Raw genomic sequence first — 17,039 nt, 5'->3', positions numbered from 1 at the left:
GTTGGAAATCACACGCGCTTGAAGAACCTTAGCGTTTTGTAAAGCGATGGCGCGTGACGAAACACCTGAGCTACGCAGGCGCAGGCGGATGGAAGCGCGGGTCAGAGCATGATATGACGGCGGCATGACCATCCGTACGCGATTTGCCCCCTCCCCAACGGGTCTGCTGCATGTCGGCAACGCCCGCGCCGCCCTGTTCAATTTCCTCTTTGCCCGTCATCATGGCGGCGAATTTCTCCTGAGGATCGAGGACACCGACAAGGAACGCTCCACTCAAAAAGCAGTGGACGTGATTTTTGACGGTCTGGCCTGGATGGGAATCGAGGCAGATGCGGAACCGGTTTTCCAGTCCGCCCGGCAGGACCGCCATACGGAAGTGGCGCTTGAGCTTCTGGAAAAGGGTCAGGCTTACAAGTGCTTTTGCACCCCCGAAGAGCTGACCGCCATGCGCGAGAAGGCCATGGCCGAGAAGCGCCCGCCCCGTTACGACGGCACATGGCGGGACCGGGATCCATCCGAAGCGCCTGCTGGTGCACCCTATGTCGTGCGTCTGAAGGCGCCGCGTGATGGCGAGACGGTCATCAAGGATCTGGTGCAGGGCGAAGTCCGGGTCGCAAACTCCGAAATGGACGATCTGATCCTGCTGCGTTCGGACGGCACGCCGACCTATCTGCACGCCGTGGTCGTGGACGATCACGATATGGACATCACCCATGTCATGCGCGGTGACGATCATCTGACGAACACGTTCCGTCAGGCCATGATCTATCGCGCCATGGGCTGGAACCTGCCGCATTTCGCGCATCTGCCGCTGATCCACGGCCCCGACGGCGCCAAGCTGTCCAAGCGCCATGGCGCACAGTCGGTCGTGGATTTCCGCGAGGAAGGCTATCTGCCGGAAGCCCTGTGCAACTACCTGCTGCGTCTGGGCTGGGGTCATGGCGATGCCGAAGTCCTGTCCCGCGAAGAACAGATCAAGCTGTTCGATCTGGATGGCGTGGGCCGCTCCCCGTCCCGCATGGATTACGTCAAGCTGGCGCATCTGAACGGGATCTGGATGCGTATCGCCGATGATGCGCGTCTGACAGATGACGTCATGCAGCGCCTTACAGGTCGAGACGACGTTGTGACGGATGACAAGACCCGCGCACGCATCCTTGCAATGATGCCGGGTCTCAAGGAGCGCGCAAAAACGCTCGTGGAACTGGCGGACAATGCCGCTTTCGCAGGTTTCACCCTGCCCCTGACCTTCACACCCAAGGCCGAGAAGCTGCTGGGCGAGGACGGACGCACGGTTCTTGAAGGCGTCGGCAAGGATCTGGCCGCGCTTTCGGACTTCACGCCCGAAACAGTCGATGCGACGCTGCGCGCCTATGCTGAAAAACACGAGATCAAGCTCGGCTCCGTGGCCCAGCCGCTGCGCGCGGCCATGACCGGCTCCACGACGTCTCCGGGTATTGACCTGACACTCGCGGCTCTGGGACAGGACGAGGTTCTGGCCCGCATCGCAGCCGTTCTTGCTTCTGCATCCACCGATGGCTGAGCGGCCCTCCGTCCCCCGGCATCTCCTGGGAATCGAGGGGCTGTCGGCCGAACAGCTCGTGCCGTTCCTTGATCTGGCGGAGAGCTATGCGCTGCTGAGCCGTTCGCGCTCCGCGCCGCGCGATGCGCTGCGGGGGCGGACGGTCATCAACCTGTTCTACGAAGACAGCACCCGCACCCGCACGAGTTTCGAACTTGCGGGCAAGCGGCTTGGGGCGGACGTCATCAACATGTCCGTCGCCACAAGTTCGGTGAACAAGGGCGAGACGCTGCTGGATACGGCGGCAACGCTCAACGCCATGCGCTGTGACCTGCTGGTCATCCGCCACGCGCAGTCCGGCGCACCCGCCCTGCTGTCGCAGAAAGTCGAAGCCAGCGTTGTTAATGCGGGCGATGGCACGCATGAACACCCAACACAGGCGCTGCTGGATGCGCTGACCATCCGGCGACATTTCGGCCGCCTTGAGGGCCTCACGGTCGCGATCTGCGGAGATGTCGGGCACAGCCGTGTGGCGCGCTCCAACATTCATCTGCTGACAGCGTTCGGAAACCGGGTGCGGCTGGTCGGACCACCGACGCTGCTTCCGGGGGCCATGGCCAGCCTCGGCAATGTCGAGATGTATTCGGACATGGACAAGGCGCTGGATGGCGCGGACGTCGTCATGTCCCTGCGGCTTCAGAAGGAACGCATGGGCGCGGGTCTGGTGCCAAGTGCGCGGGAATATTTCCATTTTTTCGGACTGGACCGCCGCCGTCTGGCACTGGCCAAACCCGGCGCGCTCGTCATGCATCCGGGGCCAATGAACCGCGGGGTAGAAATTGCCTCAGACGTGGCAGATTCGGACCAGAGCGTGATTTCCGAACAGGTTGAAATGGGCGTGGCTGTGCGGATGGCGGTTCTAGACCGTCTGTCCCGGGCACGGATGCCAATATGACTGATATTGTTTTTGAAAATGTCCGCCTGATCGACCCTGCTTCCGGTCGGGACGAGACCGGACGGCTTGTCGTCCGTCAGGGTAAAATCGTCGCCTGCGAGGACGGATCGATTCCCGAAGGGGCGCGGGTCATTGACGGAGCGGGGGCCATTCTGTGTCCTGGTCTGGTGGACATGCGCGTGGCACTTGGCGAGCCAGGCTCGGAATATCGCGAGAGTGTCTCTTCTGGTGCGCGAGCGGCCGTGGCAGGCGGCATCACCACCATGGCGGTCCTACCCAACACCTCGCCCCCGATCGACAATCCGGCGCTGGTTCATCTCCTACGTGTCCGAGGCGAAGAGACAGGCATGGTCTCGATCCATCCCTATGGCGCGCTGACACGCGGCTGCGAGGGCGAGGAGATAGTCGAACTCGGCCTGCTCCAAAACGCCGGAGCTGTGGCATTTACGGACGGGACGCGGGCCATTTCGGACGCCAAGCAGATGCGCAATCTGCTGTCCTATTCGCGCTTCATCGACGCCATCGTGGTGCAGCATCCGGAAGAACCTTCTCTCGCCAAAGGCGCCTGCGCCACAGCCGGAGCGCGGGCTGTGCGGATGGGGTTGCCCTCGGCTCCGGCAGAAGCCGAGGGCATCATGATCGCGCGAGATCTGCGTCTGGCCGCCATGACAGGGGCGCGGTTGCATTTCGCACACGTCTCTACGGCAGAAGGGCTGGACCTGATCCGCGAGGCCAAAAGCCGCGGCATCCGGGTGACCTGCGATACGGCACCGCCCTATTTTGCCATGACCGAAGACGATATCGGCGATTTCCGCACCTATGCGAAACTGTCGCCTCCCCTGCGCAACGAAGCGGACAGCAAGGCCGTCTGTGCGGCGCTGGCGGATGGCACGATCGACGCCGTAGCGTCGGATCATGCCCCGGCGGATGCGGATGACAAACGGCTGCCATTTGCACAGGCACGGGCAGGCGGTACAGGACTAGTCACCCTTCTGGGCGTCACACTCGGGGCTGGACTACCGTTGATTGATGCCCTGCGCCTGGTGACATCGGCCCCTGCGGCACTGCTTGGCCTTCAAGCCGGAACGCTGGCGGTCGGAAGCGATGCCGATCTGTGCCTATTTGATCCGGAAGGCTCCTGGACCGTCGTGGCCGGAAGCCTTCCGGGCCGGGCGCAAAACACGCCATTCGATGGAAAAGACCTGAAGGGCCGCGTCCTTCGGACCTTCAAACGCGGTGTGGAAGTCTTTACCGCGGATAAGCTGTCTGATGATGAATGGGCGGGAGCCGCTTCATGAGCGGCTTTCAGGCACAGCTGATCCTGCTGTCTCTTGTATCCTATGCTATCGGGAGCATCCCTTTCGGCCTACTTTTGACGGCCATGGCCGGTGGCGGCGACATCCGCAAAATCGGCTCGGGCAATATCGGTGCGACTAACGTCCTGCGCACAGGCCGTCGGAGTCTCGCAGCCGCAACACTGCTTCTGGATGCCTTCAAAGGAGCTTTGGCAGTCCTGATCGCCCGGTTTTTCTTCCCTGGCGCCAGCGAAACTACCATGGCGGTGGCGGCCGTAGCGGTTGTCAGCGGACACTGTTTCCCGGTTTGGCTCGGTTTCCGGGGCGGGAAAGGCGTTGCAACGGGGCTCGGAACGATCTGGGTCCTGTGCTGGCCGGTGGGACTGGCCTGCTGCGTGGTCTGGCTGCTGGTCGCACGGCTAAGCCGGATTTCCTCGGCCGGGGCATTGGCGGCATTCCTGCTGGCACCAGGACTGATGGTGCTATTGTCCGGACGGACACTCCACACGCCGATCCCGGTGGCGACTCTTCTTATTTCGCTTCTGATTTGGGCCCGGCACTCCAGCAATATTGCCCGGCTTGTAACGGGACGCGAACCGCGCGTGAAGGTTGATCAGGCATCCCGGCGCTAGATTTTAAGTATCCGTTAAGAAATCTGTCTTAAGGAAAATATCCTATGACAGCTTCTCCGGACATGCGTCCCGTCCTGCCCGCAGCAGACCGAATCGACATACTGCGTCTGGCGCGGACAACGGGCGTCGGCCCGATCAACTTTGCGCGACTGATGACGCAGTATGGCAGTGCGGGCACTGCCCTTGCCGCCCTCCCCGACCGTATGCGCCAGGCGGGACGCCGGGAAGACCCTGTTATTCCGACCGTCTCGCGCATGTCGGATGAGCTGGAACGCCTTGAAAAGCTGGGTGGAAAAATGCTGGTGCGGGGTGATGCGGACTATCCGCTGCTCCTGTCCTGCATCCCGGATGCCCCGCCTGTCCTGTTCACACTTGGAGATATCCGCAAACTCTCGATGCGGTCCGTGGGAATTGTGGGCGCCCGCAATGCGTCTGCAGCCGGAATCCGGATGGCCGAGAGCCTTTCGGCCGAAATTGCCCATTCGGGACTTTGCGTGATTTCTGGGCTTGCACGGGGCATCGACTCGGCGTCTCATGCCGCGGCACTCCATACGGGACTGACGGTCGCAGCCATCGCGGGCGGACTGGATCATGTCTATCCACACGAAAATGCCTCCCTTCAGCAGCAGATCGCGGAAAGGGGCTGTCTGGTGACGGAAGCCCTGCTCGGCACAGCTCCGCAGGCCCGCCATTTCCCACGGCGCAATCGCCTGATCGCCGGAATTTCACTTGGATGCCTGATTATTGAAGCAACTATCGGGTCCGGCACTCTGATCACGGCCGATCTGGCACAGTCCTATAACCGCGAACTCCTCGTCGTGCCCGGCTCACCGCTCGATCCCCGGTCCCGGGGCGGAAACCAGTTACTGAAAACAGGCCAGGCTACTCTGACAGAAAATATCGTCGATATTCTTCAGGCCCTGCCCTCGGCGCTTCCACCACGCGAGGCGGCGCCTTGGCAGCGTTCATCCGCCCACAGCCCGCCTTTGACGGGCTTTTCCGAGCCCTCCATAGCTTGGGGCAACCCTGTCAGCGAGAACTGGGTTGAGCCGGATCTGGCCCAAAAGACAGTATGTTCCCTCCTGTCTGTAACACCGGTAGCAGTTGACGAGGTGGTGCGCCGCTGCCAGTTCTCCGTGTCGGTAGTGCTTGCGACGCTGGCCGAGCTGGAGCTCGGCGGGGTCGTGGAGTTTGTGCCCGGCGGACGCGTGGCGTTGCTGCCGAACTGAAGTGACGCGGAATACCGGAGTAGCGATGACGGACGTTGTGGTGGTCGAGAGCCCGGCAAAGGCCAAGACGATCAACAAGTATCTGGGAAGCGGATATACCGTACTCGCTTCGTTCGGGCATGTGCGAGATCTGCCACCCAAGGACGGCAGCGTGCGCCCGGACGAGAACTTTGCCATGAGCTGGCAGACGGACGAGCGCGGCGCCAAGCAGATTTCCGCCATCACCAAGGCGCTGAAAGGGGCGAAAAACCTTTACCTCGCCACTGACCCGGATCGCGAAGGTGAGGCGATCTCTTGGCATGTCCGCAGCGTTTTGGAAGAGAAAAATCTTCTGAAGAACGTGGACGTCCACCGCGTCACCTTCAACGAAATCACCAAATCGGCCGTTACGGCGGCAATGGCCGCTCCACGCGAGCTGGACCGCCCGCTGATTGACGCCTATCTGGCCCGCCGCGCGCTGGATTATCTGGTGGGCTTCACGCTGTCTCCCGTCCTGTGGCGCAAGCTGCCGGGCAGCCGGAGTGCGGGCCGTGTGCAGTCCGTTGCTCTGCGCCTGATCTGTGAGCGCGAAGCCGAAATCGAAGTTTTCCGCCCCAAGGAATACTGGACTGTCACCGGCGGCTTCACGACGCCCGGCAAGGCCGCGTTCCAGGCCCGTCTGACGCATCTGAAGGGCGAAAAGCTCGACCAGTTCGATCTGAGCAACGAGCAGCTGGCCTTCGGCGCACGCGATACGGTCCTCAGCGGACAGTTCACGGTACGCTCCGTCGAGCGCAAGCGTACCAAGCGCAACCCGCCGCCGCCATTCACGACTTCGACCCTGCAGCAGGAAGCGTCTCGCAAGCTCGGCATGAGCGCACAGACGACGATGCGTACGGCGCAGCAGCTTTATGAAGGCGTGGATTTGCGCGGCGAAACCACCGGCCTGATTACCTATATGCGAACCGATGGTGTGACGATGGCGAAAGAAGCCATCGGGTCCATCCGCGGGCATATCGGCAAGGCGTTCGGCGATGACTATGTGCCGGATTTCCCGCGCGCCTATTCCACCAAAGCCAAGAATGCGCAGGAGGCCCATGAGGCCATCCGCCCGACGGACGTCTTTCTGACGCCCCAGCAGCTCGGCCACGCGCTGACACCCGACCAGAAGAAGCTGTACGAGCTGATCTGGAAGCGCTCCGTCGCCTCGCAGATGCAATCGGCGGAACTGGATCAGGTGGCGGTAACGCTGGCGGATGCGAGTGGCCAGACGCTTCTGCGCGCCACGGGTTCGACCATCGCATTCGACGGCTTCCTCAAGCTCTATATCGAGGGCCGTGACGATACGAAGGCTGAAGACGAAGACGGCAAGCTCCTGCCGCCGATGAAGGAAGGCGACCGCCTGACGACCGGCGCCGTGGACGCCGAGCAGCATTTCACCCAGCCGCCTCCGCGTTATTCGGAAGCCTCGCTCGTCAAGAAAATGGAAGAGATCGGCATTGGCCGTCCCTCGACCTACGCCTCCATTCTCGGCGTGCTGCGGGACCGTAATTACGTGCGGCTTGATGCACGGCGTTTCGTGCCCGAAGATCGCGGACGGCTGGTCACGGCATTCCTGACATCGTTCTTCGAGCGCTATGTGGATTCAGGTTTCACAGCCTCGCTTGAAGAACAGCTTGATGATATTTCAGGCGGCCGTGCGGACTGGCATGATGTCATGGCTGCGTTCTGGCATGATTTCTCGGCTGCTGTAGCGCAGACCAAGGATCTGAAAATCTCGGACGTTATCGACGCTCTGGACGAGGACCTCGCGCCGCATTTCTTCCCGCCGCGCCCTGATGGTGGTGATCCGCGCGTCTGTACCTCCTGCGGAACCGGACGGCTGGGCCTGCGGCTTGGCAAGTTCGGCGCCTTCATCGGCTGTTCAAACTATCCTACCTGCCAGTTCACACGCCGTCTGGTGGCCGAGGAAGGCGATACCGAAGGGCTGAATGACGGGCCGAAAATTCTGGGCCAGGACCCGGATACCGGGGAGGACATCTCGATCCGGCGCGGACCGTACGGGCTGTATATCCAGCGCGGCGAACCCAATCCCGAGGACAAGAAAGCCAAGCCCAAGCGGACGACCATTCCCAAGGGAATCGACGGCAATACCATAACCATGGAACAGGCGCTGGGACTGCTGTCCCTACCACGTCTGGTCGGACTTCACCCCGAAACGGGCGAAAAGATCGAGGCCGGCCTTGGACGCTTCGGGCCATATGTGAAGATGGGCGCCATCTATGGCACGCTCGACAAGGACGACGACGTCCTGACAGTCGGGCTGAACCGGGCCGTAGATTCGCTGGCAAAAAAGCTCGCCTCCATCCGCAATCTGGGACCACACCCCAAGGACGGCGAAGCGGTCATGATCCGTAAGGGACGGTTCGGCCCTTACGCCCAGCACGGTCAGCTGATCGCCAACCTGCCGAAGGGGCAGGACATGGAGGAGGTCACGCTCGATGAAGCGGTGGCGCTTCTGGCGGAGAAGGGCAAGCCACTGAAAGGTGGCACAAAAAAAACTTCTACGAAAAAAGCGGCTCCGAAAGCAGCAAAGACAAAAAAAACCGTTGCGGCTGCGGAAGGGGATGAAACGACCCCAAAGAAGGTAACAAAGCGTAGCCCGACCAAATCTGCCACAAAGACAAAAACCATAACGCCGCGGAAGCGTAAAACTGTTTCCGACACGTCGTCGGAAGACTGAAAACAGGATCGGGTCAACAGTGTTGCCTGACGGCACTGCCGACCCCACATTCGGTCTGGCAAGTCTTTACCGTGGATGAAGTTTGTGGCGTGGTCGCCTTACGGGGAGCAGCCTTCTTTGCCGTCCCGTCTCCAAGGACCCCGTCTTGCGTCATGCCGTCCGCCCTATGATCCATTTCATGCCGCGCAGCCACGAGACGTCATGTCGTCCGGCTCTCTGCCTGGCGTTCTGCATGTTCATCCTGATCGCCCCGACAGGACCAGCAAAGGCACAGACACCCGCGGATACAACCGGAACCACGGCGCAGGCGACCTCCGCCCTCTCCGCTGCTGCGCCCGTACCACAGCCGGCACTTTCAATTTCCCTGACACGCGAAGTGCTGATTGCAGCCCTTGGCTTTCTGGAACCCCGCACACTCGAGGCGCACTCCGCGCGGGATTTCTGCCTGTGGGGTCTGGACGGGCTGACGGCCATCGACCCCACCCTTTCCGTCACGGAAACGCGCCCTGAAGTGTCAGGACCCGTACCCTCGCCCACTGGGGCAATGACAGCGACAAAGAATTCTGCCGATGCATCTGCGCAGGCACCCGCAATACTGAACGTTCTCCAGGGGCAGACGGTCGTGTTCAGCCGGATCATGCCGGGCGCAGACAGCAACGGGGCATGGGCCGATCTGGTCACGGCTGCTATGCAGGCCGCTTGGCAGCATTCCGCCACACTGCGGGAGGCCGGATCAGACGCACTTCTGCAGGGCTTTTTCGACGAACTTTTCAATCATCTTGACCCCTATTCCCGGTATCTCGGTCCCTCTCCCGCCATTTCGGACCGCACGCGGCGGACCGGAGATACGGGAACGGTGGGGCTGAGTCTGGGCCAGAGCGGCCGCATGATCGTGATTACGGCCGTCAACGCCAATGGCCCCGCCTGGGAGGCCGGCGTGGATACGGGCGAGCGCCTGGTCTCCGTCAACGGCCGTTCGACGCGTGGTCAGGATGTCACCACGGTCCAGGAGTGGCTGGAGGGCAACGAACATACTTCCGTCACGCTGGGGATTGCCGCAAAAGGCCATCGAACAACAATGCTGCAGCTGGAACGGACACAGGTCCCGCCCGAAACCGTATTTGCCTCGACAGACGGGCCATTCACTGTTCTGCGCGTCACCTCCTTTTCGACCCAGACAGCAGAAGAGATCAGCCAGTATCTTGATCAGGTCGTAGATGAGCCGACACCAGATACCTCTGCTCCCTCTACCAACAAAAACAAGACCGCGGGGATCATTCTCGACCTGCGCGGTGATCGCGGCGGCGTCCTTCAGCAGGCCGTCACCACGGCGGCCCTGCTGCTGGATCATGGCGTGGCCGTGACCACGTATGGCCGGAATCCTCTGGCTAACCATATCTGGGCCGTTCAGGGTGGTGACATGACCAATGGCACACCGGTGGTGATTCTCGTAGACGGACGGACGGCTAGCGCGGCTGAAATCCTGGCTTCCGCACTGGCCGATCACCGACGCGCGGTCGTGATCGGAAGCGAGACGCTCGGCAAGGGACTCGTGCAGGTGATCGGGCAGATGCCGAACGGAGGTGAACTGTTCGTGACGTGGAGTCGCAATCAGGCCCCGCTCGGCTGGCCCATCCAGGGTTTGGGAGTCATGCCGCAGGTCTGCACATCGCTCGGTGCCGAGTCCCTTCAGGCCCAGCTCTCTGCCCTGAAGCAGGGCAACACCCTGCAGGGCGAGGCCGTGCAGATGGCACGCGCGGCCCGCTACCCGGTTCCGGTGACGAAAATTCTCGATATCCGGAAACATTGCCCGGCCGCCATCGGCTCGGATGCCGACATGGACGCCGCCAAGGTGTTGATGTCTTCCCCTGCCGCCTACAAGGCGGCGCTGGAGTCTGTTCCTGACGAGAACAGCGCGCCCATCCACTAACTTTGCAAGACGAACGGAAACAGTCATGGGCGCACGATTGAAAACGGGACTCTGGGTACGGGCTGTCCTTCGCCGTATTTCCTCGGACGGAACCTCAGCCATGGTTCTGAAGAAAGGCGACGAAGACGCCGGCGCGGTCCTGATCGTCCTGACTGATCGCTCAGGTGGAACAGGCGTCCTACGCGAAGACGGGAACGGATGGTCCCGTGTAGATGCTACCAATCCGGCAGACGTGAACGCCTATCTGGAGCGACAGAAAAAATATGATCCTGACCTGTGGATCATCGAGCTGGAGATGCGGGACGTGTCCCAGCCCATAGAGCGCACCCTCGGCTCGCGAAGGCTCGATCTGGACGAAGAGGCGTAAACTGTGGGAGTGAAGACACAGCACATGGTGAACCTGCCATAAAGAAAACCGCATGATGCGGCATTGTGTCGTGTGATGCGTTGCCATCGTCCGAGCTTTCGGCAAAAACACACGCAGATAAGGTTGGCAGATTTGTCTGGTTGGAGAGAAATGACATGACGCAACGATCCGTTGTCAGGACCTGGCTTACCCGCGCCGGGTTCACTGCAGGCGTTTCGATGCTCGTCATGGGTGCCGCAACCGCGCAGCCCGTCAAAGGCCTGTATATTGCAGGTGAAGGCGGTGCGAGCTTCAATCAGGACCAGACCGCACGCCTGTCCCCGGTCTTTCCAAGCGGACGTGACCATTATCAGGCCGGTGTGACCGGTATTGGCAGCTTGGGCTACGGACTCGGAAACGGATTCCGCGTCGAGGTCGAAGGCAATTACCGAAACAACCGGCTGCAGCAGTTCCGCTCCAGCACCTTCCCGTCTTCCGTCGGCGGCCGTCAGCAGGGCTATGGCGTCATGGCTAATGCCCTGTTCGACATGGATATCGGCAAGTCTTGGGTCTTTCCGTATTTTGGCGCTGGTATCGGCTATGGCTGGCAGGCCATGAACACCTATGTTCGTGCCCCGAACGGCGCCTTTGACCAGCATGTAGGCGGCACGGCCGGAAACTTCGCCTATCAGGGCATCTTCGGCCTGTCGTTCCCTGTTCCCTGGGTTGTGGGTCTATCCGCTACCGCCGAGTACCGCTTTTACACGCTGATGGGCCCGAACGGCCACCATGCCACGGCAACCGGAATCTATGGCGGCTGGGACAAGACCAAGGAATTCGGGGTGTCCAGCGGTAACCGCGATACCCGCACGGACTTCAATCATTCACTGATGCTGGGATTGCGCTACGAGTTCAATCCTGCGCCCCCGCCGCCGAAGCCGGTTGCGGCTCCCATGCCGATCCCGGGTCCGGCCCCCACCCGCACCTATCTGGTGTTCTTCGACTGGGATTCAGCTGAGCTGAGCACGCGCGCGAAAGCCGTTGTTGCCGCCGCAGCACGCAACTCGACCTCCGTGCAGGTCACGCATATCGAGGTCAGTGGCTATACCGATACCTCCGCCGCCCATCCGGGACATCGTGGCGAGGCCTACAACATGGCGCTCTCACAGCGTCGCGCAAACACAGTCAAGGAAGAGCTGGTTCGTGATGGCGTGGCTGCCGGACTAATCACGACGCAAGGCTTCGGCGAGAGCCACCCGCTGGTGGTCACCGCCGCCAATACCCGCGAGCCCCAGAACCGCCGCGTGGAAATCGATTTCAAATAAGGCCTACGAATAGACCCGGATCCCGGTCAACCGGCGGCTTCTCATGAGGTCGCCGGTTTTTTTGCACCTGTTATACGCTCTGCCGACACAAAAAAGGGCGGAGAGAAATCTCACCGCCCTTTCAGACCCATCAACGTGATGGAAAAGACTTACTTCTTGCGGCGCACCGTATGACGGACGGTGGCTTTCTTAGCAGTCGTCTTCGCATGCGTCGGAGCGACGACTGCTGGCGGCTTGGCGACAACGACGCCTGTTGCATCCACCGTGGCGTGAATCGTCAGATGCTCGCGCTTCTGGCCACCACCGGGGATCAGCTCGGCCGTGAACGAATCCGTTCCGGCATAAGCCGTGGCCGGCGTGTAATCCACATAGGTCTTGCCATCATAATTGTAGAGGAAAGCCTTGCCGTGAGCCGGCGGCGGATTAACGCCGAAGGACGCATAGTTGCCACCCATCGGCTTCTGGATAGCGATGGAGCACAGCCCATCATCGCTGCGGACCGTCATGTCGACACTCATTGTCCCGTCAACAGCCTTCTTGACGGCGGAAACGTGACAGACAGCGGAGGTCCGCTGATAACCGAAGGGATTCGGAGCCACGGAACGCTGGACGATCGGCTGCTGGGCACAACCGGAGAGAAGCAGGGATACGGCAAGTGCCGAACCCAGGGTAATGGCAGAACCTCGCAGACGCACGGTCAACTCCAACGCATCGTGACTGGACATGCCGCATTTTCACGGCGGACAGACGTTCGGATGTAGAACAGGACAGCACGGGGCGAAAGACTGCGTGAAGGGACAGCGGCCATTTTGACGGTATTTTATGCCTGATGGCGGATAAATTGCTGTTGAGACGGCGTGCGCCCATTTTCTGCCACGAAATCATGTTTCGGATTAAGGGCTTGCCGCACGTTCCTCAGACGCAGATTCAGCTTTCACGGGGGGTCGACCGCGGGTAGTCTGTTCCAGTGGTTGTGGCCGGTCGATCCGGCCTTGTGGAGTCTGTCAATGCCGTCGATCTTCCGTCGTTCCTTCAAGAGCCTGCTTGCTGTTGGGCTTTCCTGCGCTACGCTTGCTGCCGCTCATCCCCTGTCCGCCCGCGCTGCGGACTGCGGCAACTCGCCCGCTCACGAAGCCTTCGATGTGGCTGGCCTGAAATCCGAGCTGATGGTGACGGCACTGTCGTGCAAGGCGCAGGACCGTTACAACGCTTTCGTCAGCAAGTTTCGCCCGGCACTACTGAATGCGGACGAACGTCTGAACAGCTATTTCCGCACGACCTATGGCCGTCGCGCGCAGGTCGAACATGACGACTACATCACGCAGCTTGCCGACATCCAGTCACTCGGTGGACTGAAATCCGGCACAGTGTTCTGCCAGCAACGCGAGGCGATGTTCGACGAGATCAACGCCCTCGAAAGCTCGGCCGACCTCGCCCATTACGCCGAAGCCAAGGACGTGGCCCAGCCAGCCTCCTATGAGAGCTGCGAAGCTCCGGCGACCATTGACCGCCACTCCCGCAAAGGCGTGACGAAGCGGGCAGCCACCCGCCACACAAACCGCGCCTGAGCCAATCTCTGATCCTGTCGCGAAGCGTGCGCTTGACGTTCCGTGACGGGACAGCGACAACGCAGACATGAGCGATCTGTTCGAGTCAGGAAAGACAGGCAAAACCCGGACCGGCGGCGCCCGCAAGGGCACGGTCGACACGGAATATGGCGCCCACGACATTGAGGTGCTGGAAGGGCTGGAGCCCGTCCGGCGCCGTCCGGGTATGTATATCGGCGGCACGGATGATACCGCATATCATCACCTGGCTTCCGAAATCCTCGATAACGCGATGGATGAAGCAGTGGCCGGGCACGCCACGACCATCGATGTACGGCTGGAAGGCCCGCGTACGCTGATGGTGCGCGACAATGGCCGTGGCATCCCGACCGATCCCCATCCGAAATTTCCCGAGAAATCCGCGCTTGAGGTGATTTTCACCACACTGCACGCAGGCGGAAAGTTCTCCGGCAAAGCCTATGACACCTCCGGCGGCCTGCATGGCGTTGGCAGTTCGGTCGTCAATGCGCTGTCCGAGAAGCTGGAAGTCGAGGTCGCGCGGGACAGGACGCTGTACCGGCAGGATTTCGTGCGCGGTGTCTCGTTGGCACCGTTGGCGGAAGTCGGCAATGCGCCCAACCGTCGTGGCACGACGGTGCGTTTTACGCCCGACCCGGAAATCTTCGGCAATCATCACTTCTCTCCTGCCCGGCTCTATCGGATGTGCTGCTCCAAGGCGGCACTCTTCCGAGGTGTGACGATTCAGTGGAAATGCGAAGCATCCCTCATCAAAGCGGACGACGAGACGCCGGTTGAAGCCACCATTCAGTTCCCCAACGGTCTGGAAGACGCCCTTTCGACAGAGCTCGGGCCGGATCCGGATCTACTGACGCCGATCTGGGCCGGCGACGTCGAGCTGCCGATTGCGGCAGACGGCCGCACGGGCGGCCGCGTGGAATGGGCGGTAGCTTTCCTTGAAAGCGGTACGGCCTCACTGTCCTCGTTCTGCAACACAATTCCCACGCCGCAGGGTGGCACGCATGAAGCTGGCTTCCGGGCAGCTCTGGTCAAGGGGCTTCGCGCCTGGGGCGATCAGCGCAAGGTCAAGCGGGCTGCAGCGATCTCTGCCGAGGACGTACTCGGCTCCGTGGCCGCCAAGCTCTCGGTCTTCATTCGCGATCCGCAGTTTCAGGGCCAGACCAAGGACAAGCTGACTTCTCAGGAGGCATCGCGACTGGTCGAGGGTGCGCTGCGCGACCGCGTGGATCACTGGCTGGGCGGTAATCCGCAACAGGCGGACAGTCTTCTGGCCTTCATGGTGGAACGTGCGGAAGAGCGTTTGCGCCGCCGCGAAGTCAAGGACACGGCCCGCAAGAGCGCCACGCGCAAGCTGCGCCTTCCGGGCAAGCTGACGGATTGCACACGCGAAAATGCCGCCGAGACGGAACTGTTCCTCGTGGAGGGCGAATCGGCTGGCGGCTCCGCCCGTCAGGCGCGCGACCGCGAGACACAGGCCGTGCTGCCGCTGCGGGGCAAGATCCTCAACGTGGCCTCCGCCACGACCGACAAGCTGCGGGCCAATCAGGAACTTCGGGATCTGACCGAGGCACTGGGCTGCGGCATCGGGGCATCGTTCGATATCAGCCGTCTGCGCTATGGGCGCGTCATCATCATGACGGATGCCGACGTGGACGGAGCGCATATCGCCTCGCTTCTGATGACGTTCTTCTATCGCGAGATGCCCGAACTGATCCGGCAGGGGCATCTGCATCTGGCCCAGCCTCCGCTCTATCGCATCACGCATGGACCAAAGACGGTCTATGCCATGAACGATCAGGACCGGCTGCGGCGGATCAAGACAGATTTCAAGGCCAATGCAAAGGTCGAAGTCTCGCGGTTCAAGGGTCTGGGCGAGATGCCAGTGAAAGATCTCAAAGAAACAACCATGGACCCGGCCCGGCGGACGCTTCTGCGCGTCATCACGCCGCCCGAGGACCGTTTGGCGACCAGCGAACGTGTAGAAAGCCTGATGGGCCGCAAGCCGGAACTGCGGTTCCGCTTTATTCAGGAACACGCCCGCTCCGTTGACGATCTCGACGTCTGAGCGTGTCATTACCGGCCAGTTCCACGGAATCGAATAGCCAGCTCAAGGCCGTCGGATGTCTGATCGGAGGAATTTCCTCCTTTCAGGTCGGCGCAACGCTCGCGAAAGGACTGTTCCCGCTGTTTGGCCCGACCGGCATGGTCGGGCTACGCGTGTGTCTGGCAGCAGTGATCCTGCTATGCATCTGGCGGCCGACACGCGGTTCGCTGACCGTCGAACGGCTGAAACTGCTGCTGCCCTATGGCGCCGCTGTCGCGGTCATGAACTTCTGCTTCTATGTGGCGCTGGTCAGGCTGCCCTTGGGCGTCGTAGTAGCCCTTGAATTCACTGGCCCTCTGACGCTGGCACTGGTCGGATCCCGCCGATGGCTGGATCTATGCTGGGCCGGACTTGTGGTGCTAGGGCTCGTCCTGCTGCTGCGGCCCGAGGGAGCGACGACTGACCTGTCATCACTCAATCTGTTTGGCGTGGCCGCAGCCCTGCTGAGCGGGTGTGGGTGGGTGGTCTATATCCTGACCGGCACACGCATGGGCAAGATGTTCCCCGCCCCCGTCGCCACCACTCTGGGCATGAGCACCGCGGGTATCCTGCTGCTACCCTGCCTGATCCCGACGATTCCGACGGTGCTGAGTCATCCCTGGCAGGGGGGAGCCGCACTAAGCGTCGCGGTCCTCTCCTCGGCCGTACCCTATATTCTGGACATGATGGCGATGCGCACCCTGAACCCGCGCGAGCTGGGAATCCTGCTGAGCATGGAACCCATGCTGGGTGCGCTTTCAGGATTTATTTTCCTACATGAGGCGCTGTCCATCATGCGCTGGATGGGCGTTCTGTGCATCGCGGCGGCATCGGCCGGGAATGTCCTGACAGGGCGGCAGAAGCCGCTCCACTGAGCCCGCCTGAGCAATAATCGGCTGAAAACTGACAGAAATATAGGGATGGGCCGTATTTCGCGCCCTTGACCGGCCTGCGACACACGCGCCAGATGCAGACGTCATGTCCCGCCTCTTTCCCTCCTCGAACCAACGGTCCGATCTGTCTGCCCTTGCAGTCATCGCCTTGGTTCTTCTGGGATTTCTAGGGCAGTTGGTCCTTCAAGGATGCGCCTACCCCGAAGAAAGTCCACGGGCGACGATTGAGCGCCTGACGGGGATTGATGTCGCGCCGTCACCCATGGTGATGGCCGGGCCCATGCCCGGAATGACGACCGGGCAGCATCACGACCACCATTCTCATGACGGCACCTGCCCGCTCTGCCCGCTGTTGCAGCTGCTGGCAGTCATCCTCGCCAGCCTGCCTGCCGTACCGGCACGTGGGGCCACAGGACGTCAAATCCGGCAACACCCGGGCACATCACGCGCACCGCCAGCGATCTGGCGTCTGCTCCCACCGTCCCGAGGACCACCTCGCCTCGTCTGACCCCCATCGTGCT

14 protein-coding genes are annotated in these 17,039 nt (G+C 61.6%); 13 read left to right on the top strand and 1 reads right to left on the bottom strand.

Annotated elements, in window-relative coordinates; genetic code table 11:
- Positions 1-124: 124 nt before the first annotated feature.
- The 9 genes from gltX to GSP01_RS06960 all read left to right on the top strand — a co-directional run bounded on the left by gltX (position 125) and on the right by GSP01_RS06960 (position 11,956).
- On the top strand, positions 125-1,543 hold the full coding sequence (gltX, locus tag GSP01_RS07000; RefSeq protein WP_141352111.1) for a glutamate--tRNA ligase: 1,419 nt from the start codon (positions 125-127) through the stop codon (positions 1,541-1,543).
- On the top strand, positions 1,536-2,477 hold the full coding sequence (locus GSP01_RS06995) for an aspartate carbamoyltransferase catalytic subunit (RefSeq protein WP_141352109.1): 942 nt from the start codon (positions 1,536-1,538) through the stop codon (positions 2,475-2,477). The genes gltX and GSP01_RS06995 overlap by 8 nt, the downstream gene beginning before the upstream one ends.
- Positions 2,474-3,775: a dihydroorotase gene (locus tag GSP01_RS06990; protein ID WP_141352107.1), complete on the top strand. Its 1,302-nt coding sequence runs from the start codon at positions 2,474-2,476 to the stop codon at positions 3,773-3,775. The genes GSP01_RS06995 and GSP01_RS06990 overlap by 4 nt, the downstream gene beginning before the upstream one ends.
- The gene (gene plsY, locus GSP01_RS06985) at positions 3,772-4,404 is read left to right on the top strand and encodes a glycerol-3-phosphate 1-O-acyltransferase PlsY (RefSeq protein WP_141352105.1); all 633 of its coding nucleotides are present in this window, start codon (positions 3,772-3,774) and stop codon (positions 4,402-4,404) included. The genes GSP01_RS06990 and plsY overlap by 4 nt, the downstream gene beginning before the upstream one ends.
- A gap of 44 nt (positions 4,405-4,448) precedes the next feature.
- Positions 4,449-5,633 (top strand): DNA-processing protein DprA, encoded by a 1,185-nt coding sequence (gene dprA, locus GSP01_RS06980; protein WP_141352103.1) that lies wholly within the window; start codon positions 4,449-4,451, stop codon positions 5,631-5,633.
- A gap of 25 nt (positions 5,634-5,658) precedes the next feature.
- On the top strand, positions 5,659-8,355 hold the full coding sequence (gene topA / locus GSP01_RS06975) for a type I DNA topoisomerase (RefSeq protein ID WP_141352101.1): 2,697 nt from the start codon (positions 5,659-5,661) through the stop codon (positions 8,353-8,355).
- A 178-nt stretch (positions 8,356-8,533) separates the two neighbouring features.
- Positions 8,534-10,285 carry a S41 family peptidase gene (locus GSP01_RS06970; RefSeq protein ID WP_255320880.1) on the top strand — a complete coding sequence of 584 codons (1,752 nt, stop codon included), beginning with the start codon at positions 8,534-8,536 and terminating at the stop codon, positions 10,283-10,285.
- A gap of 25 nt (positions 10,286-10,310) precedes the next feature.
- Positions 10,311-10,652, top strand: a complete 342-nt coding sequence (locus GSP01_RS06965; protein WP_141352097.1) for a DUF1491 family protein — start codon at positions 10,311-10,313, stop codon at positions 10,650-10,652.
- A 155-nt stretch (positions 10,653-10,807) separates the two neighbouring features.
- Positions 10,808-11,956, top strand: coding sequence for an OmpA family protein (locus GSP01_RS06960; RefSeq protein WP_141352095.1), 1,149 nt, complete (start codon positions 10,808-10,810; stop codon positions 11,954-11,956).
- A gap of 149 nt (positions 11,957-12,105) precedes the next feature.
- On the opposite strand, the gene GSP01_RS06955 is transcribed toward GSP01_RS06960, so the two are convergent.
- Positions 12,106-12,651 carry a hypothetical protein gene (locus GSP01_RS06955; protein ID WP_373320010.1) on the bottom strand — a complete coding sequence of 182 codons (546 nt, stop codon included), beginning with the start codon at positions 12,649-12,651 and terminating at the stop codon, positions 12,106-12,108.
- A 312-nt stretch (positions 12,652-12,963) separates the two neighbouring features.
- On the opposite strand from GSP01_RS06955, the gene GSP01_RS06950 reads away from it, so the two are divergent.
- The 4 genes from GSP01_RS06950 to GSP01_RS06935 all read left to right on the top strand — a co-directional run bounded on the left by GSP01_RS06950 (position 12,964) and on the right by GSP01_RS06935 (position 17,026).
- The gene (locus GSP01_RS06950; RefSeq protein ID WP_141352093.1) at positions 12,964-13,524 is read left to right on the top strand and encodes a hypothetical protein; all 561 of its coding nucleotides are present in this window, start codon (positions 12,964-12,966) and stop codon (positions 13,522-13,524) included.
- A 67-nt stretch (positions 13,525-13,591) separates the two neighbouring features.
- The gene (parE, locus tag GSP01_RS06945) at positions 13,592-15,607 is read left to right on the top strand and encodes a DNA topoisomerase IV subunit B (protein WP_141352091.1); all 2,016 of its coding nucleotides are present in this window, start codon (positions 13,592-13,594) and stop codon (positions 15,605-15,607) included.
- A gap of 2 nt (positions 15,608-15,609) precedes the next feature.
- Positions 15,610-16,500: an EamA family transporter gene (locus GSP01_RS06940; protein ID WP_141352089.1), complete on the top strand. Its 891-nt coding sequence runs from the start codon at positions 15,610-15,612 to the stop codon at positions 16,498-16,500.
- A 103-nt stretch (positions 16,501-16,603) separates the two neighbouring features.
- Positions 16,604-17,026 (top strand): DUF2946 family protein, encoded by a 423-nt coding sequence (locus GSP01_RS06935; RefSeq protein ID WP_141352087.1) that lies wholly within the window; start codon positions 16,604-16,606, stop codon positions 17,024-17,026.
- Positions 17,027-17,039 lie beyond the last annotated feature (13 nt).

It is taken from the genome of Gluconobacter sphaericus NBRC 12467, assembly GCF_006539125.1.
GTDB classification, from domain to species: domain Bacteria; phylum Pseudomonadota; class Alphaproteobacteria; order Acetobacterales; family Acetobacteraceae; genus Gluconobacter; species Gluconobacter sphaericus.
This window is presented reverse-complemented; position numbering and strand designations above follow the sequence as displayed.